The organism is Parvularcula mediterranea, assembly GCF_013085255.1.
GTDB lineage: Bacteria > Pseudomonadota > Alphaproteobacteria > Caulobacterales > Parvularculaceae > Parvularcula > Parvularcula mediterranea.
The window spans coordinates 1,556,543-1,575,835 of the sequence record NZ_JABFCX010000002.1; the positions used below are offsets into that span (position 1 = coordinate 1,556,543).

A 19,293-nucleotide genomic window follows, 5' to 3' on the forward strand; every position below is an offset into this window, starting at 1 on the left:
GCGAAACCGGGCCCACTTTCGCTGAAAACGCGAGAGCTTAGCGGCTGTCCCTCAAGCCAGCCTTCTCGATCCCGGCGCGGGCGCATTTGGCGTCCTCGACGGCCGGTGCGCCTGAGACCCCGACCGAGCCCAAGAGCACACCGTCAGAGTAGACCGGAACGCCGCCCTCGACCGAAGGGCCACCCGTGGTCATCGCCCAGCCGAGGCGGCCTTCGCCCACGGCCTCGGCGAGCACCTTGGTCTCATGGCCCCAGCTTGCGACGTACTCGGCCTTTTTGACTGCGAGGTCGGCAGGGCCCTGGCGGACGCCATCCATGCGCAAGTAGCCTGCCATCTTGAGGCGGTCGTCAAGCACGGCGATCGCCACTGCCAGCTCATTCTCCTCAGCATAGGCTTTGCAGCCTTCGATAATCGCGAGGGTCGAATCAGCGTTGAGGCGCGGCGCGTCGGTCTGAACGGTGAGGGCGAGGGCGGCAGCTGCGAGAGCTGAGATCATGGCGGAGCTCCTTATTGGCTGCGCCTATCAGGACCCGCCGTGCCTCCATCGTCAAACGCTGTGAGCAGTCACGCCCATTAAGGCGCGTTTAGGCCAAGCGCCTTCAGCGCCGCCTTGTCCCAGCCCTTATCATCCGTATGGAGAGAGAAGGTGTTGGTATAAGCCCAGATGCACCACGCGATGTCGCGCTTCTCCATTTCCTCGGCCACCGCTCCCATATACTTCACCCGCTCACGGTTCTTCGCCGCGCTGTTGACGCCGATCTCGCCTAGGAACACTCGGTGCCCCGTCGCTTCCGCGAAGGCGGCAGCCGTGTCGGCATCGCGCTTCAGGGCCTGACGCTCGTCAGTATTGCCCCAGCCGCGCTTGCCTTTGGGCATGTTTTCACCGAGCCATTCCGCACCCTGATGAGTGAACTCGAATGGGTCGTAATAGTGGAAGCTGAAGACGATGTTCTCGTCCGGCGCATCCATGTTGGTCTCGAGCGAGCGGATGCTCGACCAATTGTCGCCCATGAGAATGATGATCCGTTCGGGATCGATCTCGCGAATGCCCTTCACCGCAACGTCCTGATAGGCACGCATCAGCTCACCCTCGAGGGCGTCGCGCGGCTCATTCAGGGTCTCGTACCAGAGGCTGTCGGGCGCATCGTTGTAGTGGGTCGCGATCTGACGCCAAAGCCCCAGGAACTTGCGCGCGTAGTCCCGCGGCTCCTCCATCACCTCGTCGAAATGGTGGATGTTGAGGATGACGTTGAGGTCCATCGCGAGGGCCGGCTCGACCAGCGCGTCGACCCGCTCGAAGAAGGCCGGGTCGATGGTGAAGGGCTCTTCGTCCGCGGCGTAGTCGTCCCAGCGCACCGGGATGCGGACCGTGTCGAAGCCGGCGGACTTGATCTTCTCAAGGTCAGCGACCGTATGCGCCCGCGCACCCCAGCTCGCGCCTTTGGGCCGCTCGAGATCGTTGCCGAGGTTTACGCACCGCTTGGCGTCATAGGCGGCGGCGATCTCCTGCGCGCCCGCGACGGCAGGGATGCTTGCGAGAAGGGCGGCGGCTAGGGCTTTCATGGCATCTCTCCCTCAGGACTTTGCGTCCGTTGACAACGATATCAACACGCAGGACCCGAGACTGCAAGAGAGCTGATCTTACCCCTGCGGGTGGAAGTGATCATAAATTCTCTGGGCTAGGCTCTCCGATATTCCGTCAACGGACATGAGGTCCTGTGCCTTCGCCCGGCTGACGCCCTTGGCGGAGCCGAAATGGTGGAGGAGGGCCTTCTTCCGTGCAGCGCCGACACCGTCGATCGCATCGAGAGGGTTCTGGCTGATCTGCTTCGTCCGCTTGGCGCGCTGGGCACCGATGGCGAACCGGTGGGCCTCATCGCGCAGGCGCTGGATGTAGTAGAGGACGGGCGAGCGCGGGGGCAGCATGAAGGCGTCCCTGCCGGGGGCGAAGATCTGCTCCGCCACAGCGCCTGCTGACCGGTCAGCCGTCTTTCCTCCGCGTGCGTCCTCACGCCGGGCCTTGGCGATGGAGATGAGCATGATCTCGCCGCCTTCGATGTCGGGACCGACGCGGATGCCCTGATCTTCCATTGCCTGCTTGGCGGCGGAGAGCTGGCCCATGCCGCCGTCGATGACGACGAGGCCCGGCCAATCGTCCTGACCCGGAGCGCTTTCCTTGACGAGGCGGGAGAACCGGCGGGAGAGGACTTCGTTCATGGCGCCGAAGTCATCACCTCCGACGACGTCCTCGCCCTTGATGTTGAACTTGCGGTAGCGGTTCTTCTCGAAGCCCTCTTCGCCGGAGACGATCATGGCACCGACCATTCCGGTGCCGCCAATGTGGGAGTTGTCGTAGCACTCGACGCGGGAGGGGCTGCCGGTGAGGTCGAAGGTCTGGCAGAGGGCCTGCATCAGGCGCTTCTGGCTGGCTGTTTCCGCGAGACGGCGAGCAAGGGCCTCCCGGGCGTTGACGAGCGCCTGGCGAACGATGTCCCGCTTCTCTCCGCGCTGGGGGACGGAGACCTCGACCTTGCGACCTGCCTTGATGCCCAGGGCTTCGCCCAGAAGCTCACGGTCGGGGATTTCTTGGTTCAGCATGATGGAGCGGGGAGGCATACGGCCATCGTAGAATTGGCTGAGGAACGCGCCGAGGATGGTGGCTGGCAGCTCTTCTTTGTCCGCCTTCGGATAGTATGCGCGGGAGCCTAGGTTCTGTCCTGCGCGGAAGAAGAAGGCTTGCACGCAGCATTGTCCGCCATCCGCGTGGACCGCGAAGACGTCGGCTTCTTCGACAGAGCCGGGGTTGATGCCCTGGCTTTCGGTAAGGTGGGCAATGGCCCTGATGCGGTCACGGAGCCTTGCAGCACGTTCGAAGTCTAGGGCCTCTGCGGCTTCTTCCATTTCCTTGGAGAGGTCGGCAGTCACCTCGCGGTTGCCGCCTCTCAGGAAGGTCGTCGCTTCACGGACGAGTTGGGCGTATTCGCGCTGGTTTACGACGCCGGTGCAGGGGGCTGCGCAGCGCTTGATCTGGTAGAGGAGGCAGGGGCGGTCCCTGTTCTCGAAGACGCTGTCATTGCAGGAGCGGAGGAGGAAGGCCTTCTGCAAAGTGTTCAGCCCACGGTTGACTGCGCCTGCGCTGGCGAAGGGGCCGAAATATTCGCCGGGGCGTTTCTGGGCGCCGCGGTGCTTGAGGATCTGCGGGAAGTCGTGGTCCTTGGCGACGAGGATCGAGGCGAAGCTCTTATCATCGCGCATCAGCACATTGTACCGTGGACGGAGCTGTTTGATGAGGTTCGCTTCGAGAAGGAGCGCCTCGGTTTCGGTATCCGTGACCACGAACTCCATGGCCACCGTCTCGGTGATCATGCGGGCGATGCGGTTCGTGTGGCCGTTGAGGGTCGCGTAGTTGGAGACCCTGGCCTTCAGGTTCTTGGCCTTGCCGACATAGAGGACCTGCTCCTCTTCGCCGAACATGCGGTAGACCCCGGGCCGCGTCGGCAGACGCTGCACCTGGTCTGCGATCAGCTCATGGCCGCGCAGGGGTCTTCCGAGTTGGTCGCTCATCCTATCCGCCGGTATCAAGGGATTCCGGCGTTTAGCGAAGGCAATCGGCGGTAACTAGCCCGCCTTGGCTAAATCCTTGTCACCCATGCTCTTCACCTTGCGGCGGATGAACTCACCCGCCTGCTTGGTGCGGCGCTTGGCCCGAAAGTGGAGCATGGCCATGGCCGGGACGACGAACATCAGGACCACGGTGCCGAAGAGGATACCGAAGCCGAGCGACACGGCCGTTGGCTTGAGGAAGGCGGCCTGCACGGACTGCTCGAGGACAATCGGCGTCACCCCGAGGAAGGTGGTGAGCGAGGTCAGGATAATGGGGCGGAAGCGCTCGATCGCGGCATCGGTGATGGCTTTGCCGACCTCGATCCCTTTCTCGAGCTTTTCATTGATGAAATCGACCATCAGGAGGGCGTCGTTGATGATGACCCCTGAGAGACCGATGATCCCGAAGATCGACAGGAGGCTGATTTGCAGGCCAAGGAGCGCGTGGCCCCAGAAGGCGCCGATCAAGCCGAAGGGGATGACCGACAGCACGATGAAGGGCTGGGTGTAGCTCCTGAACGCCAGTGCCAGGAGCGCGTAGATGCAGAACATGGCGAGGACGAAGTTCCTGAGGAGCGCGGGCAGGGCGCGAGCCTGCTCTTCCTGTTCGCCCGCCGGGGAGACCGAAACGCCGGGATAGTCCGCAGCGATTTCAGCCCATGCCGGGCCGAGGATGGCCTGGGTCACGGCGCCGCCTGTGGTCACAGCATCGTCGACGTCGCTCGAGATGACGAAGACGCGCTCGCCATTGATCCTTGTGATGGAAGCTGGTGCCTGACCGATGGAGATGTCGGCGACGGCGCTTATCGGGACGGAGACGTCACCGAGGATGATGCGCTGTTTCTTGACGTCCTCGATCGTCCGGCGCTCGTCTTCTGGGAGGCGTACACGGACTTCGATCTCTTCGCGGTCCCTCTGGATACGGACGGCTTCGGCACCGAAGAAGGCTGCACGGACGCTGCGGGCCACGGTCTGGAGATCCACGCCATAGGAGGCGGCCTCGGGCAGGAGGCTGATCTGCACCTCGCCCGTGGTCCGTGAGCGGTCGTCGGTGGCGTCGAAGACGCCGGGGATGGCTTCGAGCTTCTTGCGCAGCTTGCCGACCACTTCGCGGGCCTTGGCATCGTCATCGGAGGCCACCTGCACTTGGACAGGGAGGCCGCCGGCCACGAGGTCGTAGGAGAAGGTGAGGGTCTGCGCGCCCGGGATACGCCCCGTGGCATCGCGCCAGCGCCGTTCAAACTCTGGTGCCGTGAACTTGCGGACGGCTGCGTCCTGAAGGCGGACCTCGATGAAGGCGTAGTTGGCCGCAGCGCCGCCCGAGGTCGTGACATTGCCCACATCGGTGTTCGAAGTTTTCTGGCCAAGGGACCAGAAGACGTTCTCGATGATGTCTTCAACTGGCGTGCCGGTACGCTCGGAGATTTCCTGAGCGGCAACTTGCGCTGCGTCGAGGATCTGCTCGACCGAGCCGATTGTCTGGGTTTCCGAGGCGGCTTCCGCGAGCTTCAGTTCTCCGGTGACGAAGTTGCCTTCGATTTCGGGGAAGAAGATCGTCGTGATGACCCCGCCGGAGAAGAGGCCGAAGGTGGCGATCAGTGCACCGAGGGAAAAGAACGCGGTGGCGAGAGGTTTGTAGACCGCGAACTGGATCGCGGGCTTCAGCCTGTTGGCCGAGAAATGGTCGAGCTTGCGCGCCACCCAGTTCCTGAGCGGATCGGCATAGCGACGGATGGAGAGCTTTCCCGGCGGCCGGTCGTGAAGGTGGCTCAGGTGCTTGGGCAGGATGTAGAAGCTCTCGATCAGCGACAGGACGAGGACCGCTGACACAACGAAGGCGATGTCACCGATGAACTGACCGACCGTGGACGGAACGAACATCAGGGGCAGGAAGGCCGCGACAGTGGTCGAAACCGAGAAGAAGACCGGCGGCGCCACGCGGATGGTGCCGCGCTTGGCGGCCTGCTTGGGGTCTTCCTCGCCGTCCTCGACGGTGGCGTAGATGTTCTCGCCCACGACGATGGCGTCATCGACCACGATGCCGATGGCGAGGATGAAGCCGAAGAGCGAGAGCTGGTTGATAGCGATGCCTGCGGCGGCCATCGGGATGAAGACACCCATGAAGCTGATCGCAACGCCGACGCCGACCCAGAAGGCGACGCGGACATCGAGGAACAGGAGAAGGATCACGAAGATCAGGATGAAACCGATCAGGCCGTTCTTGACGAGAAGGTCGACACGGTCGCGCAGGTTGCTCGCCTGCTCCCAAAGGATCTGCGCCTCGACGCCGGGGGGCATATAGGATTGGGCTTCGTCCACGGCCTTGGTGACCGCGTCCATCATCTCGAAGACCTTCTCGTCCCCGACCCGGATGATGTTGAGCGCCACGGCTGGCTGGCCATTGAGGCGCATGAAGTAGGGGTTCTCGGATAGCCCGTCCCGGACGTCGGCGATCTCGCCGAGGAGGACCGGAGCCTGCTCTTCTGAGGTGAGAATGGTGATCTTCTCGAACTCTTCGCCGATCTCGGCTTCGCCCAAGGTCCTGACGAGGAAACGCGAGCGCTCATCCTCGATCTCGCCGCCGGACAGCTCCAGCGACCGTGCACGGATGGTCGACGCGATCTGGTCGAGGGAGAGGCCCAGCGCCTCAAGCCTTGCCGAAGGGATCGTGATGTCGATCAGATATTCCTGGATGCCCGCGATCTCCACCCGGCTGATGGCTGGAGAGGAGATGATCTGACTGCGGAGATCGTCGGCGAGCTTCTTGAGCTCTGCCGGGTCGCGGCTGCCTGAGACAGTGAGCTGCGCGATGGTCTCGTTGGATTCGAGCTCTGAAATCTGGGGCTCTTCGGCGGCTTCGGGGAAGACCGTGATCTGGTTGACGGCGTTGCGGACGTCGTTGGCGATCTCTGCCGTGTCCGCGCCAAAGTCGAGCTGGACGACAATGTTGGCGACGTTCTCCGCCGCCAGTCCGTTGATCTTGCGAACGCCGTCGAGGCCCTGAACCTGCTCTTCGATCGGTTCGACGATCCCTTCCTCCACCTCCTCGGGCGATGCGCCGGGATAGGGGACGGTGATGTTGACCGTGTAGGGATCAACGTCGGGGAACAGCCTGACGGTAAGGCTGCGTGCACTGACGAGCCCTGCCGCGACGAGGAAGATCGCGAGGAGATTCGCCGCAACACGGCTGTCGATGAACCAACGGATGAGCTTGTTCATGGATCAGGCGCCGCTTTCGTCCTGCTCGGAGGCGATCTCGACGCGGATGCCTTCGGCCTCTTCGGTGAGGGCGGTGAGGACGAGCCGCTCATCGGTCAGGTCGGTGGTGGTCCTGAAGATGACCTCTTCGCCGGTGCGCTTGAGGGGCGTGACATCGACCTTCGCGAGGCGCTGCTCTGCGTCGAGGATCCAGACGAAGCTCTCACGCCTCACCGAACCGAGGGGTGCGGAGAAGAGGAGGCCCTCGCTCTCTGCGGGGATCTCGACCGTCACGTAGTCGTTGGCGAAGACGGACGCTCCGTTGTCGGAGGAGAAGGCGTCGGGGACTTCGATGACGACGGGCACGGTGCGGCTGCGCTCATCAACGGCGGTGCCGAAGCGTTTGAGGTTGCCGGTGAGGGTGGCGGTGGAGGCGCTGGCCCTGCCGGGAGTGACCTGGACCTTGAGGCTGTCGCCCATGCGGCGGGATGCCCGGCGGACGGCGTCTGCGTCGGTGGGGCGGAGGCCCACGACGATTTCGGCTGCGCCGGTGTCGTAGATCCGCGCGGCGGCCATGCCGGGCTGGACGAAGCGGCCAAGCGCGACTGTTTCTGAGATGACCGAGGCGTCGAAGGGGGCGGAGACCTGCGTGTCGTCGAGGCGCTTCCTTGCCATCGTGAGGGCAGCGCGGCTCTGGCCGACGCGGGCTTTTGCCGAGGCGAGGGCTGCGTCGGACTGCTGGCGGCGGGCTTCTGCGGTGGCGCCGATTTCTGCGAGGCGCTGCTGGCGGGCGGCTTCGGCCTTGGAGCGTTCGAGCTCGGCTTCGGCTGCCGCTAGGTCTGCGACGGCGCGCTGGAGGTCGGCTTCGAAGGTACGCGGGTCGATGCGGAACATCAGCTCCCCAGCTTCGAAGCTGCCGCCGGGTTCAAGTTTGGGTGAGACTTCGACCACCTTGCCGGAGATTTCAGGCACGACGTCGATCACGGCGCGGGGGCGCAGGAAGCCCTCTTCCACGACGGTGAGGCTCTCGACCTTCGTGGCCGAGACGGTCTCGATGAGGGGGAGTGTCTCCTCGCGGGGCTCGCGCGCATTGTCGCGGGCCTTGGCGATCTCCCCGGCGATGACATTGATGGCGATCCCTACGCCTAGCGCGATTGCGCCAATCAGGAGCCAACGCTTACCGCCACCCGCGGTGTCCGACGTGCTCATATTCAGTGGTCCTCTTGCGGGCTCAACCTACCCTTACCAAACCGATGCTAGGGACCGGTAAAAGATCGGGGGCAAAGCGCCAATGAGACTCCATTTATATCTACTATGCGCCGCGTCACTCTCGGGATGCATCGCCGTGGGGCCGCGTTACGACGCACCCTCTCCCGATGGTGTGCAGGAGGGGTACGTCTACGAAGACCGCCCCGTTTATAAGCCCTCGCGAGACGAGGAGCATAACCCGCTGTGGTGGCAGGCTTTCTCCGATCCGAGGATCGGGGAAATGGTGGCCATCGCGCGGGCGGAGAACCGCGACCTGCGGGCTGCGTTCTACCGCCTCGAAGCGGCTGATGCGCGGGCGGGAGCCGCGCGTCGCGCGCTTCTGCCGCAAGGTGCCACGAGTTTCGCCATCACCCGGCAGCAGCAGGCCCAGGCGGCCTTTGCAGGCTTTGCCGGTGGGGGCGATGGTCCGCAGGGCGGGAATGCTCCGCCGCCGGACAACCCTGAGTTTACGATTTACAACGCCCAGCAGCAGGTAAGCTGGGAAGTCGATCTCTTCGGCCGCCTCCGCCGTCAGGCGCAGGGAGCCTCCGCGCGGGCCGAGCAGCAGGCTGAGCTGCTGGTTGATTCAGAGCGGCTGATCACAGCTCAGACGGTCGATACGTTCCTGACCCTCGTCGAGGCGCTGAACCGCAGGCGTGTGGCCCTCGACAATCTCGCGCTGCAGGAGCGCTCGCTGGTTCTCGTCGAGCAGCTCTACGACCTTGGCGAGATCCCGGAGCTCGATGTCCTGCGCCAGAAGACCCTCGTGGCGTCTACCGCTGCACAGGTGAAGCAGGTGGAGAACGCAGCCGCGGACGGTACAGCAGCCATATCCCTCATCCTCGGGATGACGGTGCCTGAGTTCCTAGCACGGTTCCCGGACCTGGTGGATGAAGAGGTGGCGCCTGAGCTGCCGACGGCTGATCCGGTGGTTGCGCTGATCCGTCCGTCGGAGGTGCTCCGTAGGCGTCCTGATGTCAGGGCGGCTGAGCGGGCATTGGCCGCGGAGACGTATGATATTGGCGTCGCCACCGCCGATCTCTTCCCGCAAGTCAATCTGACGGGATCGGGGAGCCTGACGGCTCTCGATTTTGCAGGGCTTGGTGAGGATGATGCGGTTGGTTACTCCGTAGGCCCGCAGATCAGCTGGAGGCTGTTGAGCTATCCGCAGATCCTCAAGCAGCGGGCTGCTGCCAAGGCGGAAGCCGGGGCTGCGCTGGCGCAGTATGAGCAGGCGGTCCTCCGTGCGCTGACCGAGACGGACCGGGCGCTAGCGCTCCATACCGGGGCGGTGGAGCAGGCGGTGATCCTGACCGGCGCGGAGAACGCTGCCGTGCGCTCAGCCGAGCTGGTCGAGGCGCGCTACAGGGAAGGGGCGGACAGCCTCCTGACCCTCCTCGATGCCCAGAGAACGGCGCTTTCGACCCAAGACCAGGCAGTTTCTGCCCGGATCGCCGCGCTCAGGACCCGCGTGCAGATCCACCGGGTTCTGGCTGACTAAGCCTTCCGTCTGCGGAGGAAGAGGAGCCCTGCTGCGAAGAGCGGGAGGGCGCCTGGCACCGGGATGGCGCTGCCAGGACGGTAGCTGAGATCATCGAAGAAGGTGCTGTCGATGGCTGCGTTTCCGGGGCCGTCATAGATGATGTAGGCGATGAGGCTGCCTAGCCCCGTCGCGTCGATGCCCCAGAAGGCCGAGCCACCTTCGCCGACTTGAGGGACGATCACCGTCTCGAGGAGTGATCCGTCGGCGGCGTAAGCGCTGAGGCGGCCTGTCGAGAAGTCGTTATCAATGATCTGCATACCGACGGCTGCAACAGCGTCGGTGAAGTCGATCCTGATGTCGGCTACGTTCTGGCCGTTGTTCGCCGGGCCGAGGAAGAGGCCGCCGGAGGTGTAGTTCGGCGAGCTCGATGGGGAGCCGCCGCCGCCGACCGTGTTCAGGACCTTCATGTCGTCCTCGAACCGGCCCGAGGCATCGGCGGCATCGGTGGTGTTGAGGGTGCCGATCTCGTCTTCGGAGGAGAAAACAAGCCCTGTGATCTGGGTCGAAAGATCCGTGTTGGGCGCAAGGCTGTCAAAGTCGATGACCACGTCGCTGGAGCCTGAAAAGAAGCTCTGTGACGTGATGGGCGCGGCGCTGGCTGCGCCGGTGAGTGCTGTGGCGGCTGCCAGAATGGCGAGTGTGCGCATGGTTTGTTTTCCCCTCATCCCCTTGCTCACGCGATCGTAAGAATTGTTAACCGTGAAGCCAAGCGCGAGGCGCAGCTGCGCAGCGTTAAGGGGCGGCCTGCTTTTCGGGGCAGCCGCTTGATGGGTCGCGGGGGCTGGAGCGGGCGGTCGGCAACGCTTCAGTGGTAATGTGTGTGGCGCGCGTCGCGCCCGCTCCCGGTGTCTTGGCAAGGGGCCGGGTCCGCGGGGCGCTAGGGGAAGGCACCCGGCGGCTCAGCACTTGAAGCCCTTGTCGTCAGGCTGGCTCTTCGGGACCGGGAGGCGCCTTCTCGCCCGCCCCGGCCCGCAGGGTGTCAGCCCTGCCCATCCTATCCGAACACCGCCCCTCCGCCGTCCCTGACGACCGGTCCGCCCGCGAATGCGGAGGGGAACGTGGGGGGATTGTGGGGGAGGGTTGGAGGTGGGGGGATAAGTTTGTGGTGCGCTGCCGCGCGCTTCTTTTGGGGATGGATCCTGGATCGGGGTCCAGGATGACGAGAATTGCGAGGTGTGCTCTCCGTCCGTCATCCTGGACTTGATCCAGGATCCATCCCCAAAGGAATGCGCGCGCAGCGCTCCGAAAGCCCTCACCCTCGGTCCCTCTCCCCTGGGGAGAGGGAGGCGGTACTTGCGCCGCTTTGCCCTTTTTCCGACGGTTCCGCGCGAAGGCGCCCGACCGGGCGTCCGGGCCGGTCAGGCCCGCCCCATCGGAGGCGCCACGCGCCGTGAGATAGAAAATCTTTCTAGGGGCAGAGGGACTCGAACCCCCAACCTAGCGGTTATGAGCCGCCAGCTCTAACCAATTGAGCTATGCCCCCAGAAGGGCGGGAATCTTGGCTCCCGGCCTGCCGCTGTAGCAGAGCGTAACGGAACCTCAAGCGTATGCAGAGCCGTTGCTGGCGTTCGGTGCCGCGACGGTCTAATGGCGTCCCCAACTAGGAAAGAAGGAGACGCCCCATGACTGAGGCCTTCATCTACGACGCGGTCAGAACGCCGCGCGGCAAGGGCAAGCCAGATGGCACCCTGCATGAAATCACCCCCGTCCAACTTGGAGCCCAGGTTCTCGCCGCACTGCGCGACCGGAACGAGCTCGACACCCGCTACGTCGATGACGTGGTGTTCGGATGTGTCTCGCCTGTCGGCGAGCAGGGTGCGGACATCGCACGGACTTCGGTCCTCCAGGCGGACTACGCCCAGACGACGGCTGGTGTGCAGATCAACCGCTTCTGCGCCTCGGCGCTCGAAGCCACGAACATGGCCGCTGCGAAGGTCATGTCCGGCGAGGCCGATATGGCCATCGGCGGCGGTGTCGAGGCGATGAGCCGCGTGCCGATGGGCTCGGACGGCGGCGCCATGGTCTCTGACCCGGCGGTGACGTTTAAAAACTACATCGTCCCGCAAGGCATCTCGGCCGACATCATCGCGACCAAGTACGGCATCACCCGCGACGACGCCGACAAGTACGCCGTCGAGAGCCAGAAGCGCTCGGCCAAGAGCTGGGAAGAGGGCCGCTTTGCGAACTCTGTCGTTCCCGTCAAAGACGTGATCGGCATGGAGATCCTGAAGCACGACGAGAACATTCGTCCGCAGACGGACATGCAGTCGCTCGGCTCGCTGCCCCCGGCCTTCCTCGGCATGGGCGAGATGATGCCCGGCTTCAACAAGGTCGCGCTTCAGAAGTATCCTGAGCTCGAAAAGATCGAGCACATCCACACCGCGGGTAACTCCTCGGCCATCGTGGACGGCGCTGCCGGTATCCTCATCGGCAACGAAGAGATGGGCAAGAAGTTCGGCATGAAACCCCGTGCACGGATCAAGGCGATGGCCTCGATCGGTTCGGAGCCGACCATCATGCTGACGGGCCCTGAGTTCGTGGCGAAGAAGGTCCTCGACCGTGCTGGCATGTCGAAGAATGACATCGACATCTGGGAGCTGAACGAAGCGTTCGCTTCGGTTGTCCTGCGCTTCATGCAGGCCCTCGACATCGACCACTCGGACATCAACGTCTGCGGCGGCGCGATTGCCATGGGTCACCCGCTGGGCGCGACCGGCGCGATGATCCTCGGCACGGTGCTCGACGAGCTTGAGCGCACCGGCAAGCAGACGGCTCTCGCCACGCTGTGCATCGGCGGCGGCATGGGCACGGCTACGATCATCGAGCGGGTCTGAGGCCCTTAAGGGATGAGGTCTCCCATCCAGCAGAGCGGAAGAGTCCTCGGCCTCCTGGCCGGGCTCTGCATCGCGGTTCTCGTGTGTCTTGCCATTGGCTGGCCGCTCGAGCGTGCGGTGTTTGGCATCCCGTTGGGATTGCTGGCCGCCTGGATAGCGGGTTTCGTCATCCGTAAGCGGAGTAACGCGGAATGAAAGCTGTCTTGTTCGCCGCGGCAGCCACCCTTGCATTGGGCGCAGCCCATGCCGAGGACTGTGCTGCCAGTACGGACTACGCCATCGGTCTTCACGGTGGTGCGTATACGAATGGTGAGAACATCTCGCAGCAGCAAATGACCTATATCCGCGAGCTTGCGGCGCAGGTCGGACGGCAACTTCGCGCGGGCGCTACGGCGGTCGATGCGGTGGAGCTGGCTGTCGGTGCGATGGAGGAAAGCGGGCTCTACAATGCCGGTCGTGCCTCGATCACCAACCAGGAAGGCTATGTCGAGAACGATGCGTCCATCATGGACGGGTCGAACCTCAACGCCGGATCGGTTGGCTCACTGATCAATACGCGCTCACCGGTCCACGCCGCCCGGCTCGTGATGGAGAAATCCCGTCACGTGATGGTCGTCGGGGACAGGGGCGAGGCCTATGTCCGCGAATTGGGTGCCGATGAGGCGCCCAAGGGCTGGTTCCTGAAGTCCGGTTCCGAGAAGGACGAGCACGGAACGGTTGGCGCCGTGGCGCTCGACCGCTGCGGCAACCTTGCTGCGGCCACCTCGACGGGCGGTTACGATGCCAAGGTGCCTGGGCGCCTCGGTGATGTGCCGGTCATCGGGGCAGGGACCTATGCGGACAATCAGGGCGCTGCGATCTCCGCCACGGGTCACGGCGAGTGGTTCATCCGCCACGCCGCCGCGCACTCCATCTCACTCCTCGTCGAGGGCGGCCTCGGCGTGCAGGAAGCCTCAGAAGTCGTCCTTGAACGGATGGCCGAAAAACGCGGCCTCGGTGCCGTCATCACGCTGGACACGGAAGGCAACTTCGCCGCTCCGCACTCAACGCGCGGCGTGATCCACGCCTTCGCCAGTGACGACACCGACGCCTATTCCAAGAAAACCAGCGCAGAGCCCCTTGGTCGCGCGAACTGAAACACGGGAGTAACCCCATGAGCTACGACAGCTTCAAAATCGAAACGGATGCCGATGGCATCGTCACCATGACCATCGACCTGCCGGGCAAGTCGATGAACGTCTGGGACCAGAACCTCATCGCGGACTTTGAGAAGTTCGTGGACGAATTTCTCGGCAATGACGACATGAAGGGCCTGGTCATCACGTCGGGCAAAGAGAGCGGCTTCCTTGCAGGAGCCGACCTCACCATGCTTGGTGCGATGCCAGAGGACGCGACGCCCCAGCAGATGTTCGAGGCGAACTACGGCCTCCAGCAGGCTCTCAGGAAGCTCGAGACAGGTGGTCAGCCTGCGAAGCTTCTCCAGAAGGGTCAGGCGCATGCCAAGCCGGTTGCGGCTGCGGTCAACGGCCTGGCGCTCGGCGGCGGTATGGAGCTGGCGCTGGCTGCGCACTACCGCGTGGCCTCCGATGCCAAGGGTGTCCAGTTCGGCCAGCCCGAAGTGCAGGTCGGCCTGATCCCGGGCGCAGGCGGCACCCAGCGCACCATGCGCCTCGCAGGTGTCCAGAACGCCATGCAGATCTGTACCCAAGGCAAGCCGATGAAGGCTGACGCCGCCAAGGCGATGGGCATTGTCGACGAGATCGCTCCGCATGCTGAGATCGTTGCCAAGGCTAAGGAGTGGGTGAAAGCCAACCCGAAAGCCGTTGCTCGCTGGGACGCCAAGGGCTTCAAGATCCCGGGCGGCGCAGGCGCCATGGACCCGCGGGTCGTGCCGATCTTCGCCGGTTCCTCGGCGATGGCCCAGGGCCAGACCAACCACAACTATCCGGCGGTCGAGCGTATCCTGTCCTCCATCTATGAAGGCTCGATCGTTCCGATCGATGTCGGCCTCCGCATCGAGAGCAAGTACTTCGTCCAGTGCTTGATGGAGCCGCAGGCGAAGAACATGATCCGTACGCTGTTCGTCAACAAGGGCGCAGCGGAGAAGGGTGCGGCACGGCCCGAAGGTGTCGAGAAGCAGAAGATCAAGACCCTCGGCGTTCTCGGCGCTGGCATGATGGGCGCAGGCATCGCCTACGTCTCGGCCAAGGTCGGCATGAAGGTCGTCCTTCTCGACCGCGACATGGAGTCTGCGGAGAAGGGCAAGGGCTACTCGGTCAAGCTGAACGAGAAGGGCATCTCGCGCGGCAAGCTCTCGAAAGAGAAGTCCGACGCGATGCTCGACCTCATCACGCCTACGGACAATGTCGAGGACCTCAAGGATGTCGACCTGATCATCGAAGCGGTCTTCGAGGATCCTGCGGTGAAGAAAGACATCACCGAGCGTGTCGAAGCGGTCATCCGCAAGGACGTCATCTTCGCTTCGAACACGTCGACCATTCCGATCGGCAACCTTGCGAAGAACTTCACGCGCCGTGAGGACTTCATCGGCATCCACTTCTTCTCGCCGGTCGACAAGATGCCGCTCGTCGAGATCATCACGCCGGAAGGCTGTGGCGACAAGGCGCTGGCAACGGCCCTCGACTATGTCCAGGCCATCAAGAAGACGCCGATCGTTGTCTCTGACACGCGCGGTTTCTACTGCAACTCGGTCGTTGTTCCGTACCTCAACGAAGCAGCCCTGATGGTGAAGGAAGGGATCAACCCGGCCCTCATCGACAATTGCGCCGTCCATATGGGCATGCCGGTTGGCCCGCTCGCCCTAATGGACGAGACGAGCCAGGAGCTTGGCTGGCGGATTGCTCAGTCCACGATGAAAGAGATGGGCGACGACTATCAGCCCAACGGCGTCGAGGACCTCCTGAAGCTTTTCGTCGAAGACCTTGGCCGCAAGGGCAAGAAGGTCGGCAAGGGCTTCTACGAGTACCCCGAAGGCGGCAAGAAGCACCTCTGGCAGGGCATGTCCGAGCACTTCCCGCTCGCTGACGATCAGCCTACGGCCGATGAAGTCAAGGAACGTCTCCTCTACGTGCAGCTCGTCGCTGCGGCGAACATGTATGCTCAGGACGTCGTCCATGATCCGCAGTCGGCCGACCTCGGCGCGATCTTCGGCTGGGGCTTCGCTCCGTGGACGGGTGGCCCGATGAGCCACATCGACACGATCGGCCTTGAAGAGTTCGTCCGTACCGCCGAGCGTCTCGCCCAGAAGCACGGCTCGAAATTCTCGCCGCCGGCGAAGTTCCGCGATATGGCGGAGAAGAACCAGAAGCTCTACGCGGCCTGAGGCTAGCTAGATGTTTTGAAGATCAGGGCCCGGAGGATTTCCTCCGGGCCCTTTTTTGTGGGGGAAGAGGAGAGGGCCCATGGCGACGGTGCAGGAGTACTTCGACAAGCAGGAGGGGGAGGTGCAGTCGATTGCTCTCGCGCTTCGTGCAGTGCTCGATGAGATGATCCCTGATGCAGAGGTGAAGTTGGCCTGGGGGTTTCCGTGCTGGCTGCGCGGAAAGTACCGCGTCGCGTCGATCATTGCGCATACGGACCGGTGCAATCTCCAACTCTGGCAGGGCTCTGCTCTCGCCGACCAGTTTCCCGAACGGATCGAGGGGACGGGCAAGGACCTGCGCCACGTCAAGGTGCGCAAGATCGGCGAGGTCGATGAGGGCCTTCGCGCGATCATGGATGCGGCGCTGGCGCTCGATCCGAAAGCCATCCGTTAGCGGATAAAGAGGAGAGCGCTCGCCTTCCCCCTCGAAGGCGAGCGCTTCCTTGATGGAGCGCCGTGGGCTGGCACTCCAGAGCAGCCGGCGTTTCAGGCGCAGATCCTCATCTGCAGCCCGAGTCTTCATCGCCAGCAGCGTCTCTTCCCGCCAATTGCCGAAAAGCCAGGAAGAGAAGAGCTCTTCCCCAGCTGCGCGAGCACTGGCGAGAGACAAGCCAAATGGCAGGCTCCGAAGACCTCGATCTCCAGTCGCCAACACGTTTGGAAGCCCTGTTGCTTGTTGTTTCTACGCCTTATTCAGCTGCGGCGAATTGTATAGAATCGACATCTCTGTCATTCTTGACAGCAAAGAGTTCCAACCCAAGGGACCCCTCAAAGCGTGCAGTTCGAGTATTTCACACCTGCCAGCGAACTTCAGGAGGCGATTGGTAGCTACTACCAGGTCTCCTTCTCCGCGCCTTTCGAAGACCGGATGCGGGCGGAAATCGCTAATGTCCGCTTTGTCCTTGAAGGCGCTGTGCGCTCTGACCTGATGGGTAAGTGGCGGGAGTTCAAAGCGCCGTTCGCTCTGCTCTGCGGGCCGACATTCAGGTCCAGCCGTATTGAGTTTGATCCGGGTACAGTTGTTTTCGGCGCAGCGGTCACGCCGCTTGGCTGGGCGCAAATGGCGCCGTCCTCCGCACACCATTTCGCTGACCAGTTCGTGGACCTCAGGAACACGATGGAGGAGCGGTTCCGCCCGCTGATCGACGAAATCTTCGCAGCGAAGACGACGGAGGAACGCCTCTCCAAGGTCGACGGCTTCTTCGCGGCTGCCCGCAGGACGTCAGCGCGGATCGACCGGGTGTTCCTCGACCAGATCACCGAGTGGATCACCCAGCCGGGTCCGATGGAGCTGGAGGACCTGCTTGAGACATCTGGACGGTCCCAGCGTCAGCTTGAGAGGCTTTGCAAAGCCTATTTCGGCGGGTCGCCGAAGAAGCTGCACCGCAAGTTCAGGGCCCTTCACGCTGCGAACGCCTTTGCCTGGGACGAGCATCAGGACTGGCGCGATGTGGCCTCGACGACCTACTACGATCAGGCCCATTTCATTCGTGAGTTCAAGACCTTCAACGGCAGGACCCCGACCGAGTTCATCAACGGTCCGCACTTTCTTGTGCGCGTGACGCTCGACCAGCGCAGGCAGATCGACCATCCTTCCCCCTATAGCCTGATCGGGTGATCCGGCACGTCGTTTGCAGCGGTCTCCGCATGATGAACAACGCAGAAACCATGTTGGACCTCCTCGAAGGCCGTGCGCGCGAGATCGCTGATACCGTGCGCCGGGAAGTCGAGGCCTGTGCCCCTTATGCAGAGTTTGGCCTGGCGCTGGGTGTGCCGACGTGGTCGCTCTTCGACAGGGTCGTCTCGCTCATTCCCTTCGAGCGGAAGTGCAACCTGCACTTCTGGCGCGGCAGTGACCTCGATGCGATGCTGCCGGGAAGGCTGCGGGGGACAGGCGCCGGGGCGATCCGGTTCATCGAGTTGCGGTCGCTCCTCGACGTCGATGCAGAGGTGAAGCTCCTCCTCCGCGAGGCCTTCCAGCTGCAGATCGCGCACCTGGCCGAGGCGGAAGCGGGCCTTGAAGGCAAGGTAGCTTTGTCGCGATGAGCGGCAGTTCCTGATTGCCGACAGGGCGTTTCGACCCAAAGTTCCTATCCGTCATTCGACGCGAGAAGGAACTCGACGATGAAACTCTTCGCCACGGCAGCCCTTGCCGCTCTCAGCCTTTCCACCGCAGCCGTCGCGCAGGATGTGCCCAGCGGGACCTATCAGCTCGACCCGACCCATACGACGGTGATCTGGGGCGTCAGCCATGCTGGCTTCTCCCTTTACCGCGGCTCGTTTGAAGAGGTCGGCGGGGCGATTGAATGGAACGCCGACCGCCCGGCACGCTCCTCCATGATGGTGACGATCGGTGCGGACAGCGTCGATGTGCCAGCAGCGGTCAGCCACGCGGGCAATGATACCTTCGCAGAAGACATCGCGAAGAACGCCCTCGGCTCTGAAACCCAGCCCGAGATCACGTTCAAGACGACCAAGCTGAAGAAGACCGGCGACAAGACCGGCGTCGTCACGGGCGACCTGAGCTTCAACGGCAAGACCGGTGAGATCACCATGGATGTCGAGCTTGTCGGCTCCGGCGATTTCATGGGCACGCCAAAGCTTGGCTTCTCCGGCAAGACCACGATCGACCGGACGAAATGGGGCTCTGACGCCTGGACCCAGTTCGGCATCGGCACCGATGTGACGATCGAGATCAACGCTGAGTTCGCGAAGACTGAGTAGTCGTTCGCGATCACTTTGGCGCAGTACAGTGAAGGCGGTGAAGCTTCTTGCTTCGCCGCCTTTTTCGCGCGAGGCTCGTGAGTCTAGGGTTAAGGATTCCGGGGCTTCACATGAAAAAACTCGTCTCTTTTGCTGCAGCTGCTCTCATGGCGACTGGCGTGGCCGCCGCGCAGGGCAACTCCTTCGGTCAGGCGTCACCAAGGCAGATTCTTGATAATCTGGACGTCGGCAACGTTCAGGCTGCTGTGGTTGCGAACGGCCAATCAGCGACGATCCTCTCAGCAGGTGACGGCAGCCGGGCGGTCGGTGTGCAGATGTCTTCGGGCGTTCGCTTCGTCATCGTCCCGGCCGCTTGCCGGAACGGCAACAGCAATTGCGCAGGGGCGTCCTTCATGGGCCTCGTGCAAGGGCCTCGCCTGACCGGCGATGGGCTCAACGCTTTCAACTCCTCTGGTGTGATCCCGAAAGCCATCAAGCACCCCGATGGCGTGATGATCCTCCACTACATGATCGCGGACTATGGTTTCGTCATCGGCAACTTCCGAAGCCAGATGGCAGTCATGGACACCGCTGTGCGCTCGATGATCCAAGGCACGCGCAGCGGTTCGGCTGCGTCCGTCTCCCTCGGTGCCCCCGGCAGTGCCGAGCGTGTGGAGCGGATCAAGGCGATCGTCGGTGATGCGCCCCACGAAGTGCCGGAGATGAGCTTCGAGATGCGCGAGTTCCTGATGGGCGGCAGCAACTAGCCTTCCGGCTACATG

At 63.3% G+C, this 19,293-nt stretch carries 15 protein-coding genes and 1 tRNA gene; 9 read left to right on the forward strand and 7 right to left on the reverse strand.

The window, feature by feature from the left end:
* Positions 1–37: 37 nt before the first annotated feature.
* The 5 genes from HK107_RS08120 to HK107_RS08140 all read right to left on the reverse strand — a co-directional run bounded on the left by HK107_RS08120 (position 38) and on the right by HK107_RS08140 (position 8,010).
* The gene (locus HK107_RS08120; protein WP_173198374.1) at positions 38–496 is read right to left on the reverse strand and encodes a GlcG/HbpS family heme-binding protein; all 459 of its coding nucleotides are present in this window, start codon (positions 494–496) and stop codon (positions 38–40) included.
* 77 nt (positions 497–573) lie between these two features.
* Positions 574–1,563 (reverse strand): glycoside hydrolase family 5 protein, encoded by a 990-nt coding sequence (locus HK107_RS08125; RefSeq protein WP_173198376.1) that lies wholly within the window; start codon positions 1,561–1,563, stop codon positions 574–576.
* 78 nt (positions 1,564–1,641) lie between these two features.
* Entirely contained in the window at positions 1,642–3,564 is a 1,923-nt protein-coding gene (gene uvrC / locus HK107_RS08130; protein WP_173198378.1) for an excinuclease ABC subunit UvrC, read from the reverse strand.
* A gap of 54 nt (positions 3,565–3,618) precedes the next feature.
* Positions 3,619–6,822 (reverse strand): efflux RND transporter permease subunit, encoded by a 3,204-nt coding sequence (locus tag HK107_RS08135; RefSeq protein ID WP_173198380.1) that lies wholly within the window; start codon positions 6,820–6,822, stop codon positions 3,619–3,621.
* 3 nt (positions 6,823–6,825) lie between these two features.
* A complete protein-coding gene (locus HK107_RS08140; RefSeq protein ID WP_173198382.1) occupies positions 6,826–8,010 on the reverse strand; it encodes an efflux RND transporter periplasmic adaptor subunit in 1,185 nt (394 codons plus the stop codon).
* Between the two features lie 82 nt (positions 8,011–8,092).
* On the opposite strand from HK107_RS08140, the gene HK107_RS08145 reads away from it, so the two are divergent.
* Positions 8,093–9,550, forward strand: coding sequence for an efflux transporter outer membrane subunit (locus HK107_RS08145; RefSeq protein ID WP_233061178.1), 1,458 nt, complete (start codon positions 8,093–8,095; stop codon positions 9,548–9,550).
* On the opposite strand, the gene HK107_RS08150 is transcribed toward HK107_RS08145, so the two are convergent.
* Complete coding sequence (locus HK107_RS08150) at positions 9,547–10,239, reverse strand: hypothetical protein (protein WP_173198386.1); 693 nt, start codon at positions 10,237–10,239, stop codon at positions 9,547–9,549. The genes HK107_RS08145 and HK107_RS08150 overlap by 4 nt on opposite strands.
* Positions 10,240–11,001: 762 nt before the next feature.
* Positions 11,002–11,075, reverse strand: a tRNA-Ile gene (locus tag HK107_RS08155).
* A 139-nt stretch (positions 11,076–11,214) separates the two neighbouring features.
* Here HK107_RS08155 and HK107_RS08160 point away from each other — a divergent pair.
* From HK107_RS08160 to HK107_RS08195, 8 genes are all read left to right on the forward strand, one after another.
* Positions 11,215–12,426: an acetyl-CoA C-acetyltransferase gene (locus HK107_RS08160; protein WP_173198388.1), complete on the forward strand. Its 1,212-nt coding sequence runs from the start codon at positions 11,215–11,217 to the stop codon at positions 12,424–12,426.
* Positions 12,427–12,617: 191 nt separating this feature from the next.
* Entirely contained in the window at positions 12,618–13,562 is a 945-nt protein-coding gene (locus tag HK107_RS08165; RefSeq protein WP_173198390.1) for an isoaspartyl peptidase/L-asparaginase family protein, read from the forward strand.
* 17 nt (positions 13,563–13,579) lie between these two features.
* The gene (locus HK107_RS08170; protein WP_173198392.1) at positions 13,580–15,769 is read left to right on the forward strand and encodes a 3-hydroxyacyl-CoA dehydrogenase NAD-binding domain-containing protein; all 2,190 of its coding nucleotides are present in this window, start codon (positions 13,580–13,582) and stop codon (positions 15,767–15,769) included.
* A gap of 79 nt (positions 15,770–15,848) precedes the next feature.
* Positions 15,849–16,202, forward strand: a complete 354-nt coding sequence (locus HK107_RS08175) for a DUF1801 domain-containing protein (protein ID WP_173198394.1) — start codon at positions 15,849–15,851, stop codon at positions 16,200–16,202.
* Between the two features lie 381 nt (positions 16,203–16,583).
* A complete protein-coding gene (locus HK107_RS15985; protein WP_173198396.1) occupies positions 16,584–17,426 on the forward strand; it encodes a helix-turn-helix domain-containing protein in 843 nt (280 codons plus the stop codon).
* A 29-nt stretch (positions 17,427–17,455) separates the two neighbouring features.
* Complete coding sequence (locus tag HK107_RS08185) at positions 17,456–17,854, forward strand: DUF1801 domain-containing protein (protein ID WP_173198398.1); 399 nt, start codon at positions 17,456–17,458, stop codon at positions 17,852–17,854.
* A gap of 78 nt (positions 17,855–17,932) precedes the next feature.
* Positions 17,933–18,532, forward strand: a complete 600-nt coding sequence (locus HK107_RS08190; RefSeq protein ID WP_173198400.1) for a YceI family protein — start codon at positions 17,933–17,935, stop codon at positions 18,530–18,532.
* Between the two features lie 110 nt (positions 18,533–18,642).
* The gene (locus HK107_RS08195) at positions 18,643–19,278 is read left to right on the forward strand and encodes a hypothetical protein (protein ID WP_173198402.1); all 636 of its coding nucleotides are present in this window, start codon (positions 18,643–18,645) and stop codon (positions 19,276–19,278) included.
* Positions 19,279–19,293 lie beyond the last annotated feature (15 nt).